Below are 20321 nucleotides of genomic sequence, written 5' to 3'. Positions count from 1 at the left end.
TTGTTGGTCTCAGCTGGTCAGGTGGTGCGGTCGTAGATCAGGTCCCAGACACCATGGCCAAGGCGTTGGCCGCGGGTCTCGAAGTGGGTCTGGGCACGCCATTCGGGGCGCGGTACGTGCCCCCGCTCGCCGGCGCGATTGCGCAGTCCTTCGGTGGCTTCAAGCACGTCCCACATGTGTTCGGCATAGTCCCGCCAATCGGTGGCCAGGTGCAAGCGGCCATCCGGCGCAAGCTTGCGTACCAGCAGGTCGGCGAATGCGGGCTGCACCAGTCGGCGCTTGTTGTGGCGCTTCTTGTGCCATGGATCGGGGAACCAGATGCGCACCTCGTCCAGGCTGGCGTCGGCTACCTCATTTTCCAGCACTTCCACCGCGTCGTGGTGGAAGACGCGCACGTTGTGCGCCTCGTCTTCGGCCAGCGCGTTCAGCAGCCGGCCCACGCCCGGCGCGTGCACCTCGATGCCGATGTGATCGCGCTCCGGATAGCGGGCCGCGGCCCAGCGCAGGGCCTCGCCGTTGCCGAAGCCGATTTCCAGCACCCGCGGCGCAACGCGGCCGAAGACTGCGTCGAAGTCGCGCGGCGCACCCCTGCTTGCAAGCGGAGTGAAATCAAGCCCGAAGCGCGGCCACAGCTCGTCGAAAGCGCGCTGCTGGGCATCGGTGAAGCGGCCCTGGCGCAGCACGAAGCTGCGGATCCTGCGCCGCTCGGGGTCCTGCGTGTACGGCTTCCCGGGCCCCGCCTGGCTCATGCCCTGACCCGTAGGAGCGCGCCATGCGCGCGAAGCCGCGTGACACCGATCGGCGCCGCGGGGCTTCGGATCGAGCGAGGCAACCGGAGCCCCTGCGTGATCCCGCAAATCACGCGGCTTCGCGCGCATGGCGCGCTCCTACGTGAGGAGGAGGAGGGAAGGTCCATCAGCCGAGGAGTCCGTCTTCGGGCGAAGAGGCGCTGGCGTAGCGGCGGCGTGGGATGCGCCCAGCCAGGAACGCATCGCGCCCGGCACGCACTGCGTAGTTCATCGCCCGGGCCATGCGCACCGGATCCTTTGCCCCGGCGATGGCGGTGTTCATCAGCACGCCGTCGCAGCCCAGCTCCATCGCGATCGCCGCGTCCGAGGCGGTGCCCACGCCGGCGTCGACCAGGATCGGCACCTTGGCGTTGTCCACGATCTCGCGCAGGTTCCAGTGGTTCTGGATGCCCAGGCCCGAGCCGATCGGTGCGGCCAGCGGCATCACCGCCACGCAGCCGATCTCTTCCAGCTGCTTGCACAGCAGTGGATCATCGCTGGTGTAGACCATCACGTGGAAACCATCGGCCACCAGCATCTCGGCCGCCTTCAGGGTCTGCACCACGTCCGGATACAGGGTGCGCTGGTCGCCCAGCACTTCCAGCTTGGTCAGCTGGTGGCCGTCGAGCAGTTCGCGCCCCAGGCGGCAGGTGCGCACCGCTTCTTCGGCGGTATAGCAGCCGGCGGTGTTGGGCAGGATGGTGTAGCGGTCGGGCGGCAGCACATCGAGCAGGTTCGGTTCGCCCGGATCCTGGCCGATGTTGGTGCGGCGGATGGCCACGGTCACGATTTCGGCGCCTGCGGCCTCGGTGGCGCGGCGGGTCTCGTCCAGGTCCCTGAACTTGCCGGTGCCGGTGAGCAGGCGCGAGGAATAGGCCTTGCCGGCAATGACAAGGGCGTCGTCTTGGTTGGAGGTGTGCTGTGCGGTCATCGCCCGATTATCGCGCAGATGGGGCGCTTCGGCTGCATCTTCCTGCAGGTCGGTTCATGCGACCCAACGGAACGTGTCGCGTGCGCGCGGGTCGGTTTACCCGCCGCCCAGCGCGTGCACGATCTCGACCCGGTCACCGGGGGCAAGCACGTGTTCCGCGTGCAGGCCGCGGGGCAGGATTTCTCCGTTCACTTCCACCGCTACGCGACGCTCGCCCAGGCCCTTGGCCTGCAGCAGGGTAGCCACCGTGGAGTTCGCGTCCACCGATACGGTGTCGCCATTGAGTACGATTTCCATGCCGCCATTGTCGCCGTTTGTGCCTGCGGAGGCCATTGATGACAGATTGATGACGCACTGCGGCGTGAGGGTTGCGAATGATCGTGGAACGATGACGCCCCATGCGCCGGGGTATGTCCCGCAGCGCGTCCAGGCCAGCCGCATTGATCAGGAGGATCCCATGACCCTGCGCCGTTTCGTACCGACCATTCTCGCCGTCGCCGCCGCCACGCTGGCAGCCGCACCGGCGTTCGCGCAGGACGACCGGTTTTCCCGCACGGTGTTCTTCGGGGACAGCCTGACCGACGCCGGCTTTTTCCGTCCGCTGCTGCCTCCGGAAGTGCAGGCGGTCACCGGTCAGTTCACCACCAACCCGGGCTGGGTCTGGGCGCAGCACCTGGGCGCGCGCTGGGGCACCGACGCCTCGGCCAACGGCAACGGCCAATCGGGTGACAACTACGCCGTGGGTGGGGCGCTGGTGGCGTCGGACGTGGTCGGTGCGCTCGGGCCGACGCCATCGATGGCCAGCCAGGTGCAGCGCTTCATGGCAACGGGCGGAGTGGATCCCGATGCGCTGTATTCGCTGTGGGGCGGCGCCAACGACGTGTTTTCCATCGCGGCTGGCGCGCCGCCGGAACAGACCATCGGCACGGCGGTAAGCACGCAGATCGGCCTGGTGGGCGCATTGCAGGGCGCCGGGGCGCGTTACGTGCTGGTGCCCGCGCTGCCGGATATGGGCATCACCCCGGCTGCGCGTGCCCAGGGGCCAGTGGCCCAGGCGCAGCTCAGCGCGCTGGCCGGGGCGTACAACGATGCGCTGTTCGGCGGACTGGCGGCCAGCGGCCTGCGGGTGATCCCGCTGGATACCTTCAGTTTCCTGCGCGAAATCGCGGCCAGCCCGGGCGAGTTCGGGTTCTCGAACGTCACCGGCACCGCCTGCGAGCCGCAGATCACCGCCCAGTCGCTGACCTGCAGTCCGGCCAGCTACACCCATCCGGATGCGCCCAGGACCTATCTCTTTGCCGACGGCGTGCACCCGACCGATGCAGGCCACGCCGCGCTGGCGGATTTCGCTGCTTCGGTGCTGGAGGCGCCGGCGCTGGTGGCGGCACTGCCCCAGGCTGCGGCAGCGACCGGACGCGCCCGTGCCGAACGGGTGGCCTGGCACGTCGAGGGCAGGCCGGAAACCGGCGGCTGGTGGGTCGATGTGGCTGGCAACTACCTGCGCCGCGATGACGGTGACTTCCACGACGGCTTCGGGCCCGCGCTGACCGTGGGCCTGGACTGGGTGCGCGGCAACGCGGTGTTCGGCGCCTTTGGCGGCTATGGCACGACCCGCCAGCAGTGGGGCCTGAACCGCGGTGATTTCCGCTACGAAGATCTTGCCATCGGCGGCTACGCCGGCTGGTTCAGTGACGGTGGCGGCTGGGGCGTGACCCAGCTGAGCTGGTCGCAGCTGGATTTCGACAGCCACCGCCGGGTGCGGCTGGGGCAGGGCGAGCGCAGCCATCGCGGCTCGACCGACGGCGAAATCCTGGCCGTGGCCACCCATCTGGGCTGGGACTTCCAGCGCGGCAGCCTGCGCCACGGCCCGGTGCTGGGACTGGTGTGGCAGCAGGTCGACATGGATGGTTTTGCCGAGAGCGATCCGGCCCTGTCCACCTCGCTGGCCTATCCGGACCAGGATTTCGATTCACTCATCGCCAGCGTGGGCTGGCAGCTTGCAGTGACAGGCGAGGGCGCGCTGCGCCCGTATGCGCGATTCACCTGGGACAACGAGCTGGAGGATGCGCCGGAGGAGGCCTTCGCCATCGCCCAGACGTTGGCCGGCAGCGGCCCGTACGCCGTACCCACCTACGGCCACGACGACAGCTACGGCACCGTAACCCTGGGCGCACGTACCGCGCTGTTCGGGCTGGATGCCAACTTCGGGGTCACCGGTACGGTGAGTCATGCGGGCGGTGGCAACACCGCCGTCTTCCTCAGCCTGGGCCGCGGATTCTGAGCCTCGGGCCGCTTGGCAAACACTGGTCCCGCACCCTAGACTGCGGGCCACAGGCGGGTGTAGCTCAATGGTAGAGCAGAAGCTTCCCAAGCTTAAGACGAGGGTTCGATTCCCTTCACCCGCTCCATAGTGTTGCCTGGGAGATGAAGTTGGGTTCGATCCTGATGCCGATGTCCATCGGTGAGCTGCTGGACAAGATCACCATCCTGGAGATCAAGTCCGAGCGCATCGCCGACGCCGAAAAGCGCGGCAACGTGATGGTTGAACTGCAGGGGCTGACCGCGATCTGGGAAGGCCTGCGTGACCGTCACCCCGGGGTCGAGGAACTCAAGCAGCAGCTCAAGGTTGCCAACGAGGCGATGTGGGACGTGCAGGACGGCCTGCGCGATCGCGAAGCGGCAAAGAACTTCGATGAAGAGTTCGTGCGTCTCGCCTGTGCGGTGGGGCGCGAGAACGCGGTGCGGGTCGGGTTGAAGAACGACATCAACCGTTTGGTCGGCTCGACTTTCATCGACGAAAAGGAATATCAGGCCGACGCTGCTCCCGGCGCCTGAGCCTCGCCCGACACCAGGCAGGCCGCACGCCGGCAGGGGCGGATGATTGCCGATTGTGCAGTGCATCAGGTACCGTGCCCGGATCGCATTAGCAGCCCTGCCGTGCCTTGACCACTCCCCCCAGTTCGACCTCACGCCTTGCGCGCTTCCGGGCGGCGCTGTCGGCTTCCCCGCCGCTGTGGTGGGCGCTGGTATATTTTTTCTGCCTGCTGTGCGGCTATTACGTACTGCGTCCGGTGCGCGACGCCATGGGGGCATCCAGTGATCCGGCCACCGTGTTCCCGGCCTGGCTGCTGGAGTGGACGGCGGGGCGCGGGATAGCGCTTGGCGACTACACCCTGCAGGTTCTGTTCAGCGGCACTTTCCTGGTCATGCTGCTGCTGCAGCCGGTCTACGGTGGGCTGGTGGCCCGGTTTCCGCGGCGGGTGTTCCTGCCGGTGGTGTATCTGGTGTTCATCACGTGCCTGCTGGGGTTCTGGTGGGCATTTGATACCGGCGCTTCCGGGCGCGGCGCGGTGTTCTTCATCTTCATCGCGGTGTTCAACCTGTTCGCGGTAATGGTGTTCTGGAGTTTCATGGCCGACGTGTTCGATAACGAACACGCCAAGCTGGTGTACGGCTACATCGGTGCGGGCGGCACCATCGGGGCGCTGTCAGGTCCGGCGATCACCCGCCTTCTGGTGGAGCAGATCGGCGTAGCCAACCTGCTGCTGGTGTCGGCCGCGTTCCTCAGCGTGTGCGTGTTGTGCATCATCAAGCTGCGGCCCTGGGCCATGCGGCGCGAAATCGAGCATGACGAACAGAGCGGCGAGCAGGCCATGGGCGGCTCGGTGTGGGCAGGGCTGGTGCGGGTGTGGAATGACCCGCTGCTGCGCGCGCTGGCGATGCTGATGTTCTTCGGCGTGGGCATCGGAACGCTGCTGTACAACGAGCAGGCGGCGATCGTGCGCCAGTACTTCCCGACCGCCGAGGGCGCGACCCGCTACTACTCCACGCTGGACTGGGCGGTGAACGGACTGACCATCCTGATCCAGCTCTTCGCCACCCGCTGGCTGCTGCGCCGCTACGGCGTGGCGCCACTGCTGCTGTTGCCGGCGGTGGCGATCCTGCTGGGCTTCTGCCTGCTGTCAGCCTCGCCGCTGCCCATGCTGGTGGCCATGGTGCAGGTGATGACCCGGGCGAGCGAGTTCTCGCTCAACAAACCGGCGCGCGAGACCCTGTACACCCGCATGGACCGCGAATCCCGCTACAAGGCCAAGGCGGTCATCGACACCGCGATCTACCGCGGCGGCGACGTCACCTTCGTGTGGGTGCACAAGGGGCTGGCGGCGTTTGGCTCGGGGGTGGTGTTCCTGGCCGGCATCGGCGTCGCGCTGGGCTTCAGTTTCAGCGCCTGGCGGGTGGTGCGCGAGCAGCGCCGGCTGCCCGAACAGCACAGCGAAGCGCGGCTGTAACGGCTCCGGTCACAACGTCGACACCTTCGAAGCCGCGCCACTTGCAAGTCAGGTGGCGTCCCAAGATGTCTTGAATAATCTGCTACCGGTCAAGCAGCGACTCGATGTCACTGCGGACCTCGGCCAGCGGTGTGGGGCCTTCACCATCTCGTGGCCAGTCCTTGACCCCTTCAAACCCGAGGCGATACGTGCTGAACCTGCCGTTGGTAGCGGAAACGAATTGGTCCTGTCGGCTCATCTTGCCGCCGATCTCCGTTCCCTCGACGAGCAAGACCTGTATCCCCCGAACAGCAAAGAAGAGGTACTCACAGCCCACCTTGCAGCAATCCGGATCGGCCTCGGCAATGCTGCCGCGGATCACGAAGCGCAGTTCGTCTCCCGCGGTTGCCCCCTTGATGCCGTCGCTCACTTCCACGCGGGCGAACGCCCTCACTCCCTCGATGCCCGGGCGCTCGACCCCGACAACCCGGCCGACAACGATCATGTCTGATGCTTCCACTTTCTCGGTCAGGGAGTACTCACGAAGTTCCCTGGCGAACGCGTTGCCGCACAGCAGGACGATCACGATCACGCAGGCCAATAGTATGCGGATCATGGGTCGAAAGCCCGGTGGTTTTCGTCGCGCGGAAGCGAAGGCTCTCTCATTTCCGTCCGGATCTGGTTGTCAATGTCGATTGCGTTGGCTTCGTGGTTGCCGAGTACCTGCTGTACTGCATGGCCGGCAATCTCGTGCGCCAGAATATCGGCCGGCAGATCGGTCAACAGGTTCCCTTGTGCGTCGACTGTATTAAAGACGTTGTCGCTAATGACAGCGGCGACGTCGTTGCCGTGCGTACCCGTCAACCCACCCCCGTGATCGTCGACGTTGACGTTACCGACCATCTGCTGGACGGCCAGCAGAATCGTCTTTTCCGAGGCAATCCCATGCTGCAGCGCCGAATCGTAAGTTGCCGATCCTCCGCCCCCGGGGTTGTCACCGGTTCGGACCAGCAAGTTGGTCTCATTGAACCGATAGTGCCCAGCGGCCCTCGCATTGATATAGCCCGCAAGCTTCGCATTGTTGGCTGGATTGATTGATCGGAACTCCCGGCCATCAGGATCATGATAGCGGTACGGGTTGTTGGCGGCGTAGCGATACCGGTGGAAGTACTGCGTGGGGCGGCTGTATGGGGTGACTGGGTCGACCGACAGGAATACCCCCAAGACTGGATCGTAATAGCGATCCTGCATGTAGGTGAGGCCGGTGGCCGCATCTTGCACATGCCCAGTGAATCCGGGGCCGTCCTGCAGGGCAGGGGTCAGCTGGGCACCGTACGGTTCGTATTCCCGGCGTTCCACGACGTTCCCGCTCTCGTCGGAAACGGCGACGATACTGCCCATCGCGTCAGTATGAAAATAACGTACGGTGGTCTGCGCGTGACTGTTCGACACCACGCAAAAGAATCCGACTGCCGCCAGTCCGACGAATAGATTGAGACGCATGCTTCCCCCTTGGCCTTCCGTAGCGTTGGCTTGACGCATGACCGTACCCGTTTGCCGGCCTCCTGGCGATCAAGTTCCACTTTTAACAGTTCGTGTCAATACCGCGCCTGCGTAAAATGGGATCGACGTCCGGTATCGCCAAGTTGGCCTGCCCGTCGGCGGGTCAATCCAGCCGCGGTGGCGCGGACACAGCGCGCCGAAGCCGAGCCCCGTCGTGGCCGGGAGGCCTTTGCGCGTAAGTAAAGGAGGAGGCAACCGCCGGAAGGCGGATGCCGGGGGACATGGAGCGCAAAGGCCTCCCGGTCGCGGAGGGGCCCTTCAGATCACAGCGCGCTCACCCAAGCCGAAAGGGCCCGCCCGTCAGGCCGCATCGCGCTTTTCCTGCTGCACACGGTAGCCCGCTGAACGCAGTTCCTCGGCGTCGAAGTCGTCCACGGTGATGGTGTCCAGGGTGAGCTCGCGCAGCTCTTCCAGTTGGGCGCGCTCTTCCGTGGTGATCCAGCCCTCGCGCAAGCCCTCGTCCAGCTGCGAGGCGAAGTCCAGCGCCTCGATATCGCTGTTCTTCAGCGCCTTCATCAGCTTGCGTTCCACCGGCTCGGCGGCGATGGCCTTGGCCAGGTAGCTGTTGATGCGGCCACCCGGGTTGTTCGGGCCGGGAGTGAGGAACACGCCCTTGGCCAGGCGGTCGCGGGCGGCGTTGGGCGACATCAGCAGCGCGGCCACGCGATGGCTCAGGCGATCACCCGGTGGCACCGCGCGACGGCCCAGCGGGAACACCAGCAGCCACATCAGCCAGCCCACCGGACGGATCGGGAAGTTGCGCAGTGCCGCGGACAGCGAGGTTTCCATGCGGTGCACGCTGTCGTGGAAGGCCCAGGCCAGCAGCGGCTGCTCGGCTTCCGGGGTGCCTTCGTCGTGGTAGCGCTTGAGCATGGCGCTGGTCATATAGAGATGGCTGAGCACATCGCCCAGCCGCCCGGACAGTGACTCCTTGAACTTCAGCTTGCCGCCCAGCATCAGCATCGACACGTCGGCCATCAGCGCCAGATTGGCGGAGTAGCGGTCCAGCTTGCGGAAGTAGCGGCGGGTGTAGTCGTCGCCTGGAGCGGAGCCGATTTTCGCCGCGGTGATGCCGAACCAGAACGAGCGCACCGCGTTGGAGATCGCGAACCCCATATGACCAAACAGGTTGCGGTCGAATTCGCGCAGCCCGGCGGCCTCGTCCGGATCCTGGGCGGCCTTCATCTCCTTCATCACCCACGGATGACACAGGATCGCGCCCTGGCCGAAGATCAGCAGGCTGCGGGTCATGATGTTGGCGCCTTCCACCGTGATCGCGATCGGCGAGGCCTGCCAGGCCCGCCCGCCCAGGTTACGCGGCCCGAGGATGATGCCCTTGCCGCCCACGACGTCCATGAAGTCGCTGGCGGCCTGGCGGCCCATTTCGGTGCAGTGGTATTTGGCAATCGCCGAAGGCACTGACGGCACATCGCCGCGGTCAACCGCCGCGGCGGTCGCCTGCGACAGGGCGCTGGCGGCATAGGCGCGCCCGCCGATCCGGGCCAGCGCTTCCTCCACGCCTTCGAAGCGTCCGATCGACAGCCCGAACTGCTTGCGGATCCGCGCATAGGCGCCGACCACTACCGCAGCGAATTTGGATCCACCGCTGGCGGTTGAGGGCAGGGTGATGGAGCGGCCCACGGCCAGGCACTCGTTGAGCATGTTCCAGCCCAGGCCGGCCTTCTCCACGCCGCCAATCAGCTGGCTGAGCGGGATGAACACGTCCTTGCCGCGCACCGGGCCGTTCTGGAACGGCGAATTGAGCGGGAAGTGGCGGCGGCCGGCTTCCACGCCAGCGGTGTCACGGGGCATCAGTGCCAGGGTGATGCCGATGTCGCGGGTGTCGCCGATCAGTCCGTCCGGGTCATACATGCGGAAGGCCAAGCCGATCAGGGTCGCCACCGGGGCCAGGGTGATATAGCGCTTGTCGAAGGTCAGGCGCACGCCCAGCACCTGGGCGCCATTCCACTCGCCCTTGCAGACGATGCCGTAGTCGGGGATGGAGGTGGCGTCGGAGCCGGCAAACGGGCCGGTGAGGGCAAAGCACGGCACTTCCTCCCCCAACGCCAGGCGCGGCAGGTAGTACTCCTTCTGCTCCTGGGTGCCGTAGTGCATCAGCAGCTCGCCAGGCCCCAGCGAGTTGGGCACGCCCACGGTGGAGCTGACCACGCTCGAAGCCGTGGCCAACTTCTGGATCACCTTGTGGTGGGCCAGGGCGGAAAAGCCGAGGCCGCCATATTCCTTGGGGATGATCATGCCGAAGAAGCGGTTGGTCTTGATGAAGTCCCACATTTCCGGCGGCAGGTCGGCGTGCACGTGGTTGATCTGCCACTCGTCCACCATCAGGCACAGTTCTTCGGTGGGTCCGTCCAGGAAGGCCTGTTCTTCGGCGGTCAGCTCCGGCTTCGGATAGTTCAGCAGGATGTTCCAGTCCGGGTCACCGGTGAACAGCTCGCCTTCAAAACCCACGGAGCCGGTTTCCAGCGCGATCCGCTCGGTCTGCGACAGCGGCGGCAGCACCTTGCGGAAGAACTTCAGCAGCGGCGCGGTGATCAGCGCCTTGCGCACCGGGCCGATCAGCAGCAGTGCCGCCACCAGTGCGAGCAGCACCGCGGCCACCACGGTGGCGCCGGGATGGCTGCCCAGCAGCCAGCAGGCCACCAGGCCGGTGGCGCCGATGGCAATCCACGTGGCCAGCCGCAGGCGGTGGTAGGCGGCAAAGGCACCGGTGAGGATCAGGACGAGGAACGGCATTGCAACGCTCATTACGGACTCCTGGGGAGGGCGTGCCGGGCAGGGTGCCTGCGCGCCGCAATATAACCATACGGGCCAGTATGGGAATGCCGCGAAGCCGTGTCAATCGCGCGGTACGGGGCCGGCCGCGCATGACGAGACGGCAGCGTATGGATACACTGCGGCCATGGAAAAAACAGCTCCCGGCAAGGCGCCGAAATCAAAGTCGCGGGAGCGCAATGCCCGATTGAGCACCGATGATTGGGCCCAGGCCGCCCTCGACCTGATCGCCGAGCAGGGCGTGGCCGCCGTGGCCGTGGAACCCCTGGCCCGCCGGCTCGGGGTGACCAAGGGCAGCTTCTACTGGCACTTCCCATCCCGCGATGCGCTGCTTCAGGCAGCGCTGGAGCGCTGGGAGAGCGTGGAACAGGAGGCCCTGTTCGGTGCGCTCGAGCGCATCACCGATCCGCACGAACGGCTGCGCAACCTGATCCAGATGGTAGCGGTGGAGATCCAGTCGCACGTCATCTACAGCGCGCTGCTGCAGGCGCTGGACCATCCGATCGTGCAGCCGGTGATCGGTCGCGTGTCCGAGCGCCGGCTGCAGTACCTGACCAGTGCGTTCTGCCAGGTCGGCTTTGCGCAGTCCAGGGCGAAGCACCGGGCGCGGCTGGCCTACAGCGCCTACGTCGGTTTCCTGCAGCTCTCCTCGCAGCTGCCGCAGTCGCGGCTGGATCACGAGACCTACGAGGAATACATCGGCCACGTCATGGAAACCCTGATCCCGGTCTGAGCGCAGCGCAATGTTGCGCTGCAGCGGGGCCAGCTCCGGTCGCAGCGGCTAAACTGGCCGCTTTTCCGCCGTTGGGCGGAGCAGTGCCGTTTTCCGGAGGTTCGATGAACGCAGTTTCCAGTCAGCAGGTCATGCCTGCGAACGCCAGCGCACTTGCCGCGCTGAACGAGTGGGTGGCGCAGGTCGCCGCATTGACGCGCCCGGATGCCATCCACTGGTGCGATGGCAGCGATGCCGAGTACCAGGCGCTGCTGGAGGCCATGCAGGCCGACGGCACCCTGCTGCCGCTCAACCCGGATACGCACCCCGGCTGCTGGCTGCACCGGTCCGACCCCGAAGACGTGGCGCGGGTGGAACACCTGACTTTCGTGTGCAGCCGCGAACGCGAGGATGCCGGTCCGAACAACCACTGGATGGCCCCGGACGAGGCGCATACCAAGCTGGACGCGCTGTTTGAAGGCTGCATGCAGGGCCGCACCATGTACGTGATCCCGTACTGCATGGGTCCGGTGGATTCACCGCTGGCCCGCTGCGGGGTGGAAATCACCGACTCGCCGTACGTGGTCGCCAACATGCGCCTGATGACCCGCATGGGCGCAGCTGCGCTGGAGCGGATCGAGCGCGAGGGTGCCGAGGGCAAGCCGTTCGTGAAGGGCCTGCACTCGACCGGCGAGCTGGATCCGGAGCGCCGCTACATCATGCATTTCCCCGAGGAGCTGGCGATCAAGTCCTACGGCTCGGGCTACGGCGGCAACGCGCTGCTGGGCAAGAAGTGCCACGCTCTGCGCATCGCCTCTTGGCAGGCACGCCAGGAAGGCTGGCTGGCCGAGCACATGCTGATCGTGGGCATCGAGAACCCGCAGGGCGAGACGCACTACATCGCCGCCGCCTTCCCCAGCGCCTGCGGCAAGACCAACCTGGCCATGCTGATCCCGCCGGAAGGCTACCAGCAGGATGGCTGGAAGGTGTGGACGGTGGGCGACGACATCGCCTGGATGCACCCCGGTGAAGACGGCCGGCTGTGGGCTATCAATCCGGAAGCCGGATTCTTTGGCGTGGCCCCGGGCACCTCGGCCAAATCAAACCCCAACGCACTCGCCTCGATCCAGCGCGACACCATCTTCACCAACGTGGCGATCACCGACGACAACCAGCCCTGGTGGGAAGGCCTGGACGATCGCGTGCCCGCTTTCGACTGGCAGGGACGCCCCTATGACCCGGCCAATGGCCCGGCCGCGCACCCGAACTCCCGGTTCACCGTGGCCGCGCGGCAGTGCCCGACCTTCTCGCCACACGGAGAGGACCCGCAGGGCGTGCCGATCAGCGCGATCGTCTTCGGCGGCCGCCGCGCCTCGCTGGTGCCGCTGGTGTTCCAGGCCCGCGACTGGGCCCACGGGGTGATGGTGGGCGCGGCCATGGCCTCTGAAACCACCGCCGCCGCCACCGGCGCCGTGGGCGTGGTGCGCCGCGACCCGATGGCGATGAAGCCGTTCTGCGGCTACCACTTCGGCGACTACTTCAAGCACTGGCTGTCGTTCGACAAGCCGGGGGCGAAGCTGCCGGGCATCTTCCACGTCAACTGGTTCCGCAAAGACGCCGACGGCCGTTTCATGTGGCCTGGCTTTGGCGACAACCTGCGCGTGCTGGAGTGGATCATCGGCCGGGTCGATGGCTCTACCGGAGCGGTTGAAAGCCCGGTGGGGTTGTTGCCGACCGCAGAGGTGTTGTCACTGGACGGGCTGGAGCTGACCGAAGCGGATCGGGATGCGTTGCTGGAGGTGGATACCGACGGTTGGCGCGCCGAGTATGAGTCGCTTGCGGGCTTCCTGGACGAGTTCGGCAGCCGGTTGCCTGAGGCGTTGCGCGAAGAACACCTGCGCACGCTGTCCGGTCTGGGCAAGGGCGGCTGACCAGGGCTGATATGGCCGCAAGCGCGGGAAGCGCTTGCGGCCGGTTCCGTATCAGGAACTGATGCCAGCGGCAGATTTTCGCACCCAGAAGACGTACATGCCGGCGAACAGGTCCGGGTTCTGTCGCTCGTGCGCATCCCAGGCCAGCAGGTCACTGCGATCCGCTGGATCAGGAAACCTGCGGCGGAAGCCGTCGAGATCGCCTGGCTGAAGCTCAAAACCCAGGAAGTCCAGCGACATCCGTTGCAGCAGGATCCTGAGGTCGGGCAGGTTGAAGCGATGCTCCTGCACGTGGAAAAGCAGATCGCGGCACTCGCTCATCGAGTAAAAATCAGTGAACTTCATCGCTTCCCGTCGGGGGTCCCCCGGCTCCAGCGACATCAGTTCTGCGCGACAGCGACGGATGTCTTCCGGGGTGGAGCGATAGCCCCGCTCGGCAATATACCGGCGGCAGGCGGCCACTGATTGGCGGGCGTGTTCGCTGTACAGCGCCAGGCGCATTACCCCGTCATCGCGCAGCAACCTGCACAGGACCGCAAGCCCTTGGGCGGGGTCGGCCAGGTGATGTAGCACCCCGGTGGATTCAATCAGATCGAAGCGGCGGTCAATGCTGCCGAGCTCAAGGATGTCCGCCTGGGCAAATTCGATGTTTTGCAGTTGCATCTCCCCCGCCATGCGCTTGGCGTAGGCAAGACTCGCCAGGCTCAGGTCCACGGCCAGCAGTTTGATACTTTCGATGCGCTGGACCATGTCGATGGGGTGCTGTCCGGTTCCGCAGCCGGCGTTCAGCGCTTCCACCGGCTTGCCGTCCGCCCCGGGCAAACGGGCGGGAAGCGTGCCGGCAACCCGTGACTTCAGAAACGTCCGCAAGCCCATCCTGGTGGTGTGGCGGGGCAGATTGTTCCAGCGTGGATAGGGGTTCTGCTCATATTGCTCCCGCACCTGCACCGAAACGGTGTCGCGGATCGGAGTGATCGCCGGAATAGCGGCTGCCAACTGCCGTTCCTGCAGTGGAGCCGCAACCTGTTGCCGTATCACGGGGCCAGCCGCCGCGATTCCGGGCTGCTCCAGCAGGTATTCGTACCCTGGCACCTGGTGCAGCGGCATATAGCTGGCCACGGCGGTAATCCAGCGGACCGGCACCGGTTGACGCCGGGACAGCGCATTGCCCAGCCGCGCCGCCAGATCGCGGAACCCGGCCTGCTCCCGGGCGTCGTTGGCATAAACGTATTCGTTGAGGAAGCACTGCATGGCCAGTGCGCAATGGAAGGCTGCAAGTGCCGGCTCGCCGTTGGGCGGATCCGGTCGCATTGTTTCCGCCAGAAACGCGGCCCTGAGCCGCGTCAGCAGCCGTTCCAGTTCGATGTCCGTCACCACGGCATGCTGCAGCAGCGCGACCAACAGGCGGTTGTGGGCAAGCACCCTGCTGGCTTCTGCAACCCGGGTGTCGGAAATGCCCGGCCCAGCCGCCAGCCCGTCGAGGTCTGTCAGGACCCTCGCCATATCAGGGGAGCGCTTCAGCCAGGCCTGGGCCAGCGGCGCGATTGATTGTGGCCTGGCCCAGGGGCGCTCCAGCGCCCGGGCCAACAGCTCTTCAAACCCGGGGTCCGGCGTCGTGGGCAGGTAGCCGATCGCCAGCGCAGTGTTGATCAATCCATAGCCTGCCTGATCGTAATCGGGCGACGCCCGCACGGCCTGGCGATAGTCTTCCAGCGCCCGCTCATGCTGTGCCAGGGCTTCCAGGGACATGGCGCGATTGCTCAGGGTGCCCGGGTTGTCGGGATCCAGCGCCAATGCCTGGCTGAAGCTTGCGCATGCTTCTTCGGGCCGGGCCATGTCATGGAGCAGAAGGCCCCGCTGGTTGTGCAATCCGGCGTCCTGCGGTTGCCGCAAAAGATCCGCCTCGATGCGGCGGAGCCGTTCCTCGGGATCCAGCTTGGCCTGGCTGCAGGCGGCCAGGTGCTCCAGGGCGTCAGGATGGCCGGGCTCGATGGCAAGCGCCTGTTGGCTCAGCGCGCTGGCCTCGTCGGTGCGCCCTTGGCCAATCAGCACCGCGCTCAGGTTGACCAGCAGTGAAACCCGGTCCGGTACCAGGACCAGTGCCTGGCGGTACAGCTGCTCAGCTGCCTGCAAACGGTGATTGCGGTGATGCTCAATAGCCTGTTCGAACAGCCCCCGGGCCTGTTCCATCGGGTTCATGATGTCTCGATCTCCAGTGACTGCAGATGATCCAGGTGCCGCCGGAGTATGCGCCAAGTCCAACGGCGACCCAAAAAACTACGGCCCCGTGAGGGGCCGTAGTAAACAGACATCAGCTGTCTGGATGGATCAGAAGCGCTGCTGGTACTTCATGTACATGAAGCGACCCATGTCATGACCGCCGTAGAACGCGTAGTTCGAGTTCGGCTGCGAGAAGTAGATCGGCGGTTCCTTGCCGAGCACGTTGTTCGCACCGACCGAGACGGTGGCATTCCACGGAGCATTCCAGCGCACCTGCAGGTCGTTGAACGTGACCGAGCCGACGCGGTTCTGCGGAACGATGTTGCCCTGGGTGTCCGGAGCCTGGTAGTCCGGATTCGTGCAGAGCTGGGTGTAGTAGCAGCCTTCCTTCGAACCGGAGTTGTAGCGCATGGCCCAGGTGGCACCGAAGTCACCGTAGGTCCAGCTCAGGTTGAAGTTCGAACGGATACGGAATTCCGAGCCGAAACCGACCTGCGGCGAGACAGGTGCGTCTGCGTCGTTGGTGGCCTTGTAGTCGTAGCTCGAGAAGTACGTGCTGTCCCACTGGGCCGAGAACGCGCCGAGGGAGTTGGTATCCCAGCGGTAGCCGACGCCGAAGTCAAAGCCTTCAACTTCCGAGTAGCCGGCGTTGCGCAGGCCAAAGGACAGCTCGTTGACGATGCCGTTGGACGGATCACGTTCAAACTGCCCGCAGCGCGACTCGATCAGCGAGATGTAGCAGTCCGAAAGGATCGCGTTCGGAGTGTCGCTGACCATGGTGTCGTCAATGCGGATCTTCCACCAGTCCAGGGTGAAGTCCAGGCCCTGGACGTAGCTCGGGCTGTAGACCAGGCCTGCGGTCCAGGAACGCGAGCGCTCTGGCTGCAGCAGCGGATTGGAGCCGCTGTTGAACGGAACCGGGGTCTGGTCCGCCGGACCATCGGTCGGCACGAAGCCCTGCTTCAGCTGACGGTAGTCGGCTGCAACGTCCTGCAGGCAGCGCGAGGTGCCGCGGGCGTCACCATAAACCGAGTCACACGGATCGCGGAAGTTGGTGGTGAAGGTCTGCGAGCCGCCGCCGTACAGGTTGCTGATGGAGGGGGCGCGGAAGCCCTGGGCCCAGGTGGCGCGGACCAGCAGGTCGTCGATCGGCTTCCACTTCACGCCGAACTTGCTGTTGACGGTGTCACCGAAGGTGTCGTAGTCGGAGTAGCGGCTGGCCACGTTGATGCCCAGCTCCTGGGCACCGGTCACGCCGGACAGCAGCGGGACGTCGAACTCCAGGAAGAACTCGTCAACCTTGTAGTCACCACCGGTCGGGCCAGCGGCCAGGCCGGAGGCAACGCCGGACTGCAGCAGGGCGTCAGGCGTGTAGGAGCCCTTTTCCTTGCGGTACTCGTAGCCTGCGGCGTAGCTCAGGTCGCCGGCCGGCAGCGCGAAGAGGTTGCCGCTGATGTTGGCGAAGTAGCTGTGGGTGGTGGTCGAGCCGAGGTCGTGGAAAGTCGGGAAGAACAGGTTCTGGATGGCCGGATCGTCCAGCGAGTTCGCCACTGCGCCGGTACCGCCGCCTGCAAACGGGTTCCACGGCACGCAGCCGGAGATGATCTCGTCGATCGCGTTCCCGTCGGTGTCGAAGCCCGTCCCCTGGGTACCGCAAACGAGCTGACCCTGGCCATTCATGAACGAGGGGCCCACAGCATTTGCAACCGCCCCGGTGTGGAAGTCACCACGGCTGCTGACGGCCAGGTCGGTGTCGGAGTACATGTTGCCGACCTGCCAGTCGATATAGCGGTCGCCGAACTCGAACGAGCCCTCAAGCGCGGCGCTGAAGCGCCACACGGAGATTTCGCTGTTGGTCGAACGCGGCACTTCCCAGCCGCGGCGGCGCCAGTCGATGTCCTGATCACCCAGCGGGTTGAAGTAGCTGCCGTTGAGGGCTTGCTGCACCAGCTCGCCCGTTACGGGGTTTTCGACCCACCTGGTGCTTGAGCCGGCCATCGGAATGCCGAACGCAGCCGACTGCAGCGGGTAGCCGGCAATCTGACGCTCGGACCTGCGGTTCTGGTAGCTCGCGTCGGCTACCAGCTGCACGCGATCCGTGATGTCGTACGCACCGCTGACGAACAGCGAGCGCGCCTCGAGCGGGTTCAGCGCGTGCATCTGATCAGCGGAGTTGTTGGTGTCATCGCTGGTCTGGGGATGGAAGTTGTCCAGACCTATGGCGTTGCCGCCACGGTCCGGGGCCAACCATGCGTCGTCGGCTGGACTCCAGAAGTTGCCCCACTGGCCGACGGTGGTCAGGCTGCTCGCGGGAAAACCCGGGCGGCTGTCGGCGGTGTAGTAGCGGTCGCGGGCCCAGACTTCCTCTTCCTCGCGGTACTCGGCGCCGACGGTGATGTAGCCGCGGTCGCTGCTGACGCCGAACACGCCGTCGATACGGGTCTTGGCGCCGTCACCATCGGAGAACTGGCCGTGGTAGACGCTGCTTTCGACGCCTTCGAAGTTGCGACGGGTGATGATGTTGATCACGCCGGCGATCGCATCGGAACCGTAGATCGAGGAGGCACCGTCCTTCAGGATGTCGATGCGCTCGACCATGATGCTCGGGATGGCGGAGATGTCCTGGTAACCACTGGTGGTGATCGGCAGGCGGCGGCCGTTGACCAGCACCAGGGTGCGGTTCGCGCCCAGGCTGCGCAGGTCGATGTACTGGCCACCAACGTTCTCACCGGAGGACAGCGGCTGCGAGCGGCTGATCGGCGGTGAGCCGGCAGCAGTCATGTTCTGCAGGACGTCGCCGATCGAGGCGAAGCCCTGCTGCTCGATATCCTGGCGGCTGATGGTGAAGACCGGCTGTGCGGTCTCGATGTCGGCCTGGCGGATGCGCGAACCTGTGACCTCGATGCGGTCCAGGGTGGTTGCTTCCGTACCGGAATCCTGGGCGAATGCAACGCCCGTGCCGGTGACGGCGGTTGCGCCGGCAACGAGCGCGAAAGTAATCGCGTCGCGCAGCTTGGTGGTCTTCAAAGTCATCTCTCTCTCTCCAAGTGTGTCTTGGGTAATCCCATGGGAACCCCACCGATGACATCAACACAGATGCCAAAGTCGGCAAGGCCGAGGCCGATAGTAGCCCCCATTGGAGAGAAATTAAAGTGTCGTTAACAAATCGTGCGGTTTTCGGTAAACCGCCACGGCACAGCAGGAGATTTCAGAGGTCCTGCTCGTAGCGGACGTAGGGAATGGTGCCCTCGTCCTCGCCGTTCTCGCCGCGCGGCGAGAAGGGGTTCTTGCCCCGGGTGATCACGTTTTCGGCGCCGACGGTGAGCTGGCCGCTCCACGGAGTACGCCAGGTCAGGCCAAGGCCAACGCCTTCGAAGCGCTCACGGCCCGGGGTGTCGATCACCTGGCCGATGACGCTGGCACCGAAGTTGCCGTAGCCACCGCCCACGCTCAGGCTCTTGCTGTCCCAGCGGTCGGTCAGGCCAACGGGGGCCTGGGCATAGGGGATCAGGCGTGCCTTGGCCACGGTGCCGGCAATGGACACAAAGCCCTGGTCGCTGATGTTCTTCTGGGCGAACACAGTGAGGTCGTTGCCATCCACCTGGCCCGCCGCGCCGCGGCCGCCCGGAGCCAGCCATGCGGGCAAGGTGCCCTGAGTGTCACCCACGGTGATGCCAACCTGGCTGGAGCTGGTGTTGAACGAGGCGGTTGCGGTGCTGCGCTGGCCGGCAGGCGCGTCATCGTCAAGCGATGCGAGCGAGCAGTTGTGGGCCAGGTTGCCAAGCTGGGCGGCCAGGCCGCCCTGGTGATTGCACAGCAGGGCCAGCGAATCGCCGGATTCCAGTCCGAACATGGTGTCCAGGCTGTTGCCGCCAAAGCGCCAGCGGGTGCCGGCCTTGGCGCCGTCATCGGTGGGTTCAAGCACCAGCAGGGCTTCGATCTGGCCGCTGTTGTTCCACACCGGCAGAACCGCCTGGTCGCCTGCGTTCCTGCCCTGGGCGTGCGCGCCCGCTGCTGCGCCAAGGGCGAGCAGGGCGGAAAGCACGAGCTTGGCAGGGCGCAGTGTCATCGTGAACAGTCGACCCTTTGACGGAGTCGGAAGTTCCTTGGCGAGGGCCTCCGACTTTATCGTGTTTATGTTTCTTTAACAATCCCCGAGCACTGCCCGGAACGTCATTGCAGCCGCTCCGGGCCTTCCATTGATGCCCGCGCGTCCGTGAACAAAGCGTCAATATCCGCCGGTTCGAACCGGTATGTCTGGGCGCAGAACTCACAGCGGACGCTGGCATGGCCGTCGATCACTGCCGCCTGTGCTTCGGCTTCGCCCAGCGACTGCAGCATGCCGGACACTCGTTCGTATGAGCAGGAGCAGCCGAAGCGCAGCGCTCGCTCGCCCATCAGCTCGGGTGCTTCCTCGTGGAACAGGCGGTGCAGCAGGGTGTCATTGTCCCAAGCCAGCAGTTCCGCCGGGGACAGGGTTTCGAGCAGGGCGCTGGCGCGATTGAAGCCGTCGGCATCGCCATCCGAGCCGGGCAGCTGCTGCAGCATCAAACCTGCGGCCGCCTGACCATCGGCAGCCAGCAGGATCCGGGTAGGGAGCTGCTCGGACTGGCGGAAATACGATTCGAACGCCGCGGACAGGGTGGGTTGCGACAGCTCGACCAGGCCCTGGTAGCGGGTGGGCTCGCGCGAGCCGATGCCAGGGCCTTCAATCGTGATGGCCAGCGTAGCGCCGCTCGCGGCGTCGCGCAGATCGTCCGGCAGCGGCTGTTTGGAGTCGGCCACGCGCAGGATGCCGCGCAGGGTGCCCGCAGAGGTGCATTCGGCAAACAGGGTGCGGATCTGCTGGCGGCCGCTGAGCTGTACCGACAGCCGGCCATCGATTTTGGCGTGGGCGGTGAACAGCGCCGAGGCCGCCACCGCCTGGCCCAGCAGGGCACTGGCACCAGGCAGGTGCTCATCGTGGGATCGGATGGTGGCCCAGGTATCGCGCAGGTGTACGCGCACGCCGCGTACATCGGCCTGCGGCAGGAGGAATCGGGTGAGGCGGTCGCTATCGGCGGCGGCTGTATTCATATCTATATGGTGTGTGCGGGCAGGTGGCTGGCAAGTGAC

General features: G+C 65.7%; 15 protein-coding genes and 1 tRNA gene. 6 read left to right on the top strand and 10 right to left on the bottom strand.

The window, feature by feature from the left end; all coding sequences use genetic code 11:
- Positions 1-17: 17 nt before the first annotated feature.
- The 3 genes from trmB to thiS all read right to left on the bottom strand — a co-directional run bounded on the left by trmB (position 18) and on the right by thiS (position 2016).
- Positions 18-749, bottom strand: a complete 732-nt coding sequence (gene trmB / locus ACW7G2_RS09585; RefSeq protein ID WP_456975113.1) for a tRNA (guanosine(46)-N7)-methyltransferase TrmB — start codon at positions 747-749, stop codon at positions 18-20.
- 166 nt (positions 750-915) lie between these two features.
- Positions 916-1719, bottom strand: a complete 804-nt coding sequence (locus ACW7G2_RS09580) for a thiazole synthase (protein WP_456975111.1) — start codon at positions 1717-1719, stop codon at positions 916-918.
- A gap of 96 nt (positions 1720-1815) precedes the next feature.
- Positions 1816-2016 carry a sulfur carrier protein ThiS gene (gene thiS, locus ACW7G2_RS09575; protein ID WP_456975109.1) on the bottom strand — a complete coding sequence of 67 codons (201 nt, stop codon included), beginning with the start codon at positions 2014-2016 and terminating at the stop codon, positions 1816-1818.
- Between the two features lie 160 nt (positions 2017-2176).
- On the opposite strand from thiS, the gene ACW7G2_RS09570 reads away from it, so the two are divergent.
- From ACW7G2_RS09570 to ACW7G2_RS09555, 4 genes are all read left to right on the top strand, one after another.
- On the top strand, positions 2177-4000 hold the full coding sequence (locus tag ACW7G2_RS09570; RefSeq protein ID WP_456975107.1) for an autotransporter domain-containing protein: 1824 nt from the start codon (positions 2177-2179) through the stop codon (positions 3998-4000).
- Positions 4001-4053: 53 nt separating this feature from the next.
- Positions 4054-4127 (top strand) — tRNA-Gly (locus ACW7G2_RS09565).
- A 16-nt stretch (positions 4128-4143) separates the two neighbouring features.
- Positions 4144-4554: a DUF6165 family protein gene (locus ACW7G2_RS09560; RefSeq protein WP_456975105.1), complete on the top strand. Its 411-nt coding sequence runs from the start codon at positions 4144-4146 to the stop codon at positions 4552-4554.
- A 107-nt stretch (positions 4555-4661) separates the two neighbouring features.
- Positions 4662-6008: an NTP/NDP exchange transporter gene (locus ACW7G2_RS09555; RefSeq protein WP_456975103.1), complete on the top strand. Its 1347-nt coding sequence runs from the start codon at positions 4662-4664 to the stop codon at positions 6006-6008.
- A gap of 82 nt (positions 6009-6090) precedes the next feature.
- On the opposite strand, the gene ACW7G2_RS09550 is transcribed toward ACW7G2_RS09555, so the two are convergent.
- The 3 genes from ACW7G2_RS09550 to ACW7G2_RS09540 form a co-directional block, all read right to left on the bottom strand.
- On the bottom strand, positions 6091-6579 hold the full coding sequence (locus ACW7G2_RS09550) for a hypothetical protein (protein WP_456975101.1): 489 nt from the start codon (positions 6577-6579) through the stop codon (positions 6091-6093).
- A gap of 20 nt (positions 6580-6599) precedes the next feature.
- Positions 6600-7529, bottom strand: a complete 930-nt coding sequence (locus tag ACW7G2_RS09545; RefSeq protein ID WP_456975099.1) for an RHS repeat-associated core domain-containing protein — start codon at positions 7527-7529, stop codon at positions 6600-6602.
- A 321-nt stretch (positions 7530-7850) separates the two neighbouring features.
- Entirely contained in the window at positions 7851-10316 is a 2466-nt protein-coding gene (locus ACW7G2_RS09540) for an acyl-CoA dehydrogenase (protein WP_456975097.1), read from the bottom strand.
- Positions 10317-10470: 154 nt separating this feature from the next.
- On the opposite strand from ACW7G2_RS09540, the gene ACW7G2_RS09535 reads away from it, so the two are divergent.
- Both ACW7G2_RS09535 and ACW7G2_RS09530 read left to right on the top strand, forming a co-directional pair.
- Complete coding sequence (locus ACW7G2_RS09535) at positions 10471-11076, top strand: TetR/AcrR family transcriptional regulator (RefSeq protein WP_456975095.1); 606 nt, start codon at positions 10471-10473, stop codon at positions 11074-11076.
- 104 nt (positions 11077-11180) lie between these two features.
- Complete coding sequence (locus tag ACW7G2_RS09530; RefSeq protein ID WP_456975093.1) at positions 11181-12986, top strand: phosphoenolpyruvate carboxykinase (GTP); 1806 nt, start codon at positions 11181-11183, stop codon at positions 12984-12986.
- 51 nt (positions 12987-13037) lie between these two features.
- On the opposite strand, the gene ACW7G2_RS09525 is transcribed toward ACW7G2_RS09530, so the two are convergent.
- From ACW7G2_RS09525 to hslO, 4 genes are all read right to left on the bottom strand, one after another.
- Positions 13038-15185 carry a methyltransferase domain-containing protein gene (locus ACW7G2_RS09525; protein ID WP_456975091.1) on the bottom strand — a complete coding sequence of 716 codons (2148 nt, stop codon included), beginning with the start codon at positions 15183-15185 and terminating at the stop codon, positions 13038-13040.
- A 129-nt stretch (positions 15186-15314) separates the two neighbouring features.
- A complete protein-coding gene (locus tag ACW7G2_RS09520) occupies positions 15315-18239 on the bottom strand; it encodes a TonB-dependent receptor domain-containing protein (RefSeq protein WP_456975089.1) in 2925 nt (974 codons plus the stop codon).
- Between the two features lie 175 nt (positions 18240-18414).
- Positions 18415-19239, bottom strand: a complete 825-nt coding sequence (locus ACW7G2_RS09515; RefSeq protein WP_456975239.1) for an XOO1806 family protein — start codon at positions 19237-19239, stop codon at positions 18415-18417.
- A gap of 140 nt (positions 19240-19379) precedes the next feature.
- A complete protein-coding gene (gene hslO / locus ACW7G2_RS09510; RefSeq protein WP_456975087.1) occupies positions 19380-20282 on the bottom strand; it encodes an Hsp33 family molecular chaperone HslO in 903 nt (300 codons plus the stop codon).
- Positions 20283-20321 lie beyond the last annotated feature (39 nt).

It is taken from the genome of Luteimonas sp. A277 (genome assembly GCF_054052045.1).
The sequence above is the reverse complement of the archived record's forward strand: the minus strand, read 5'-3'. Positions and strand labels throughout refer to the sequence as shown.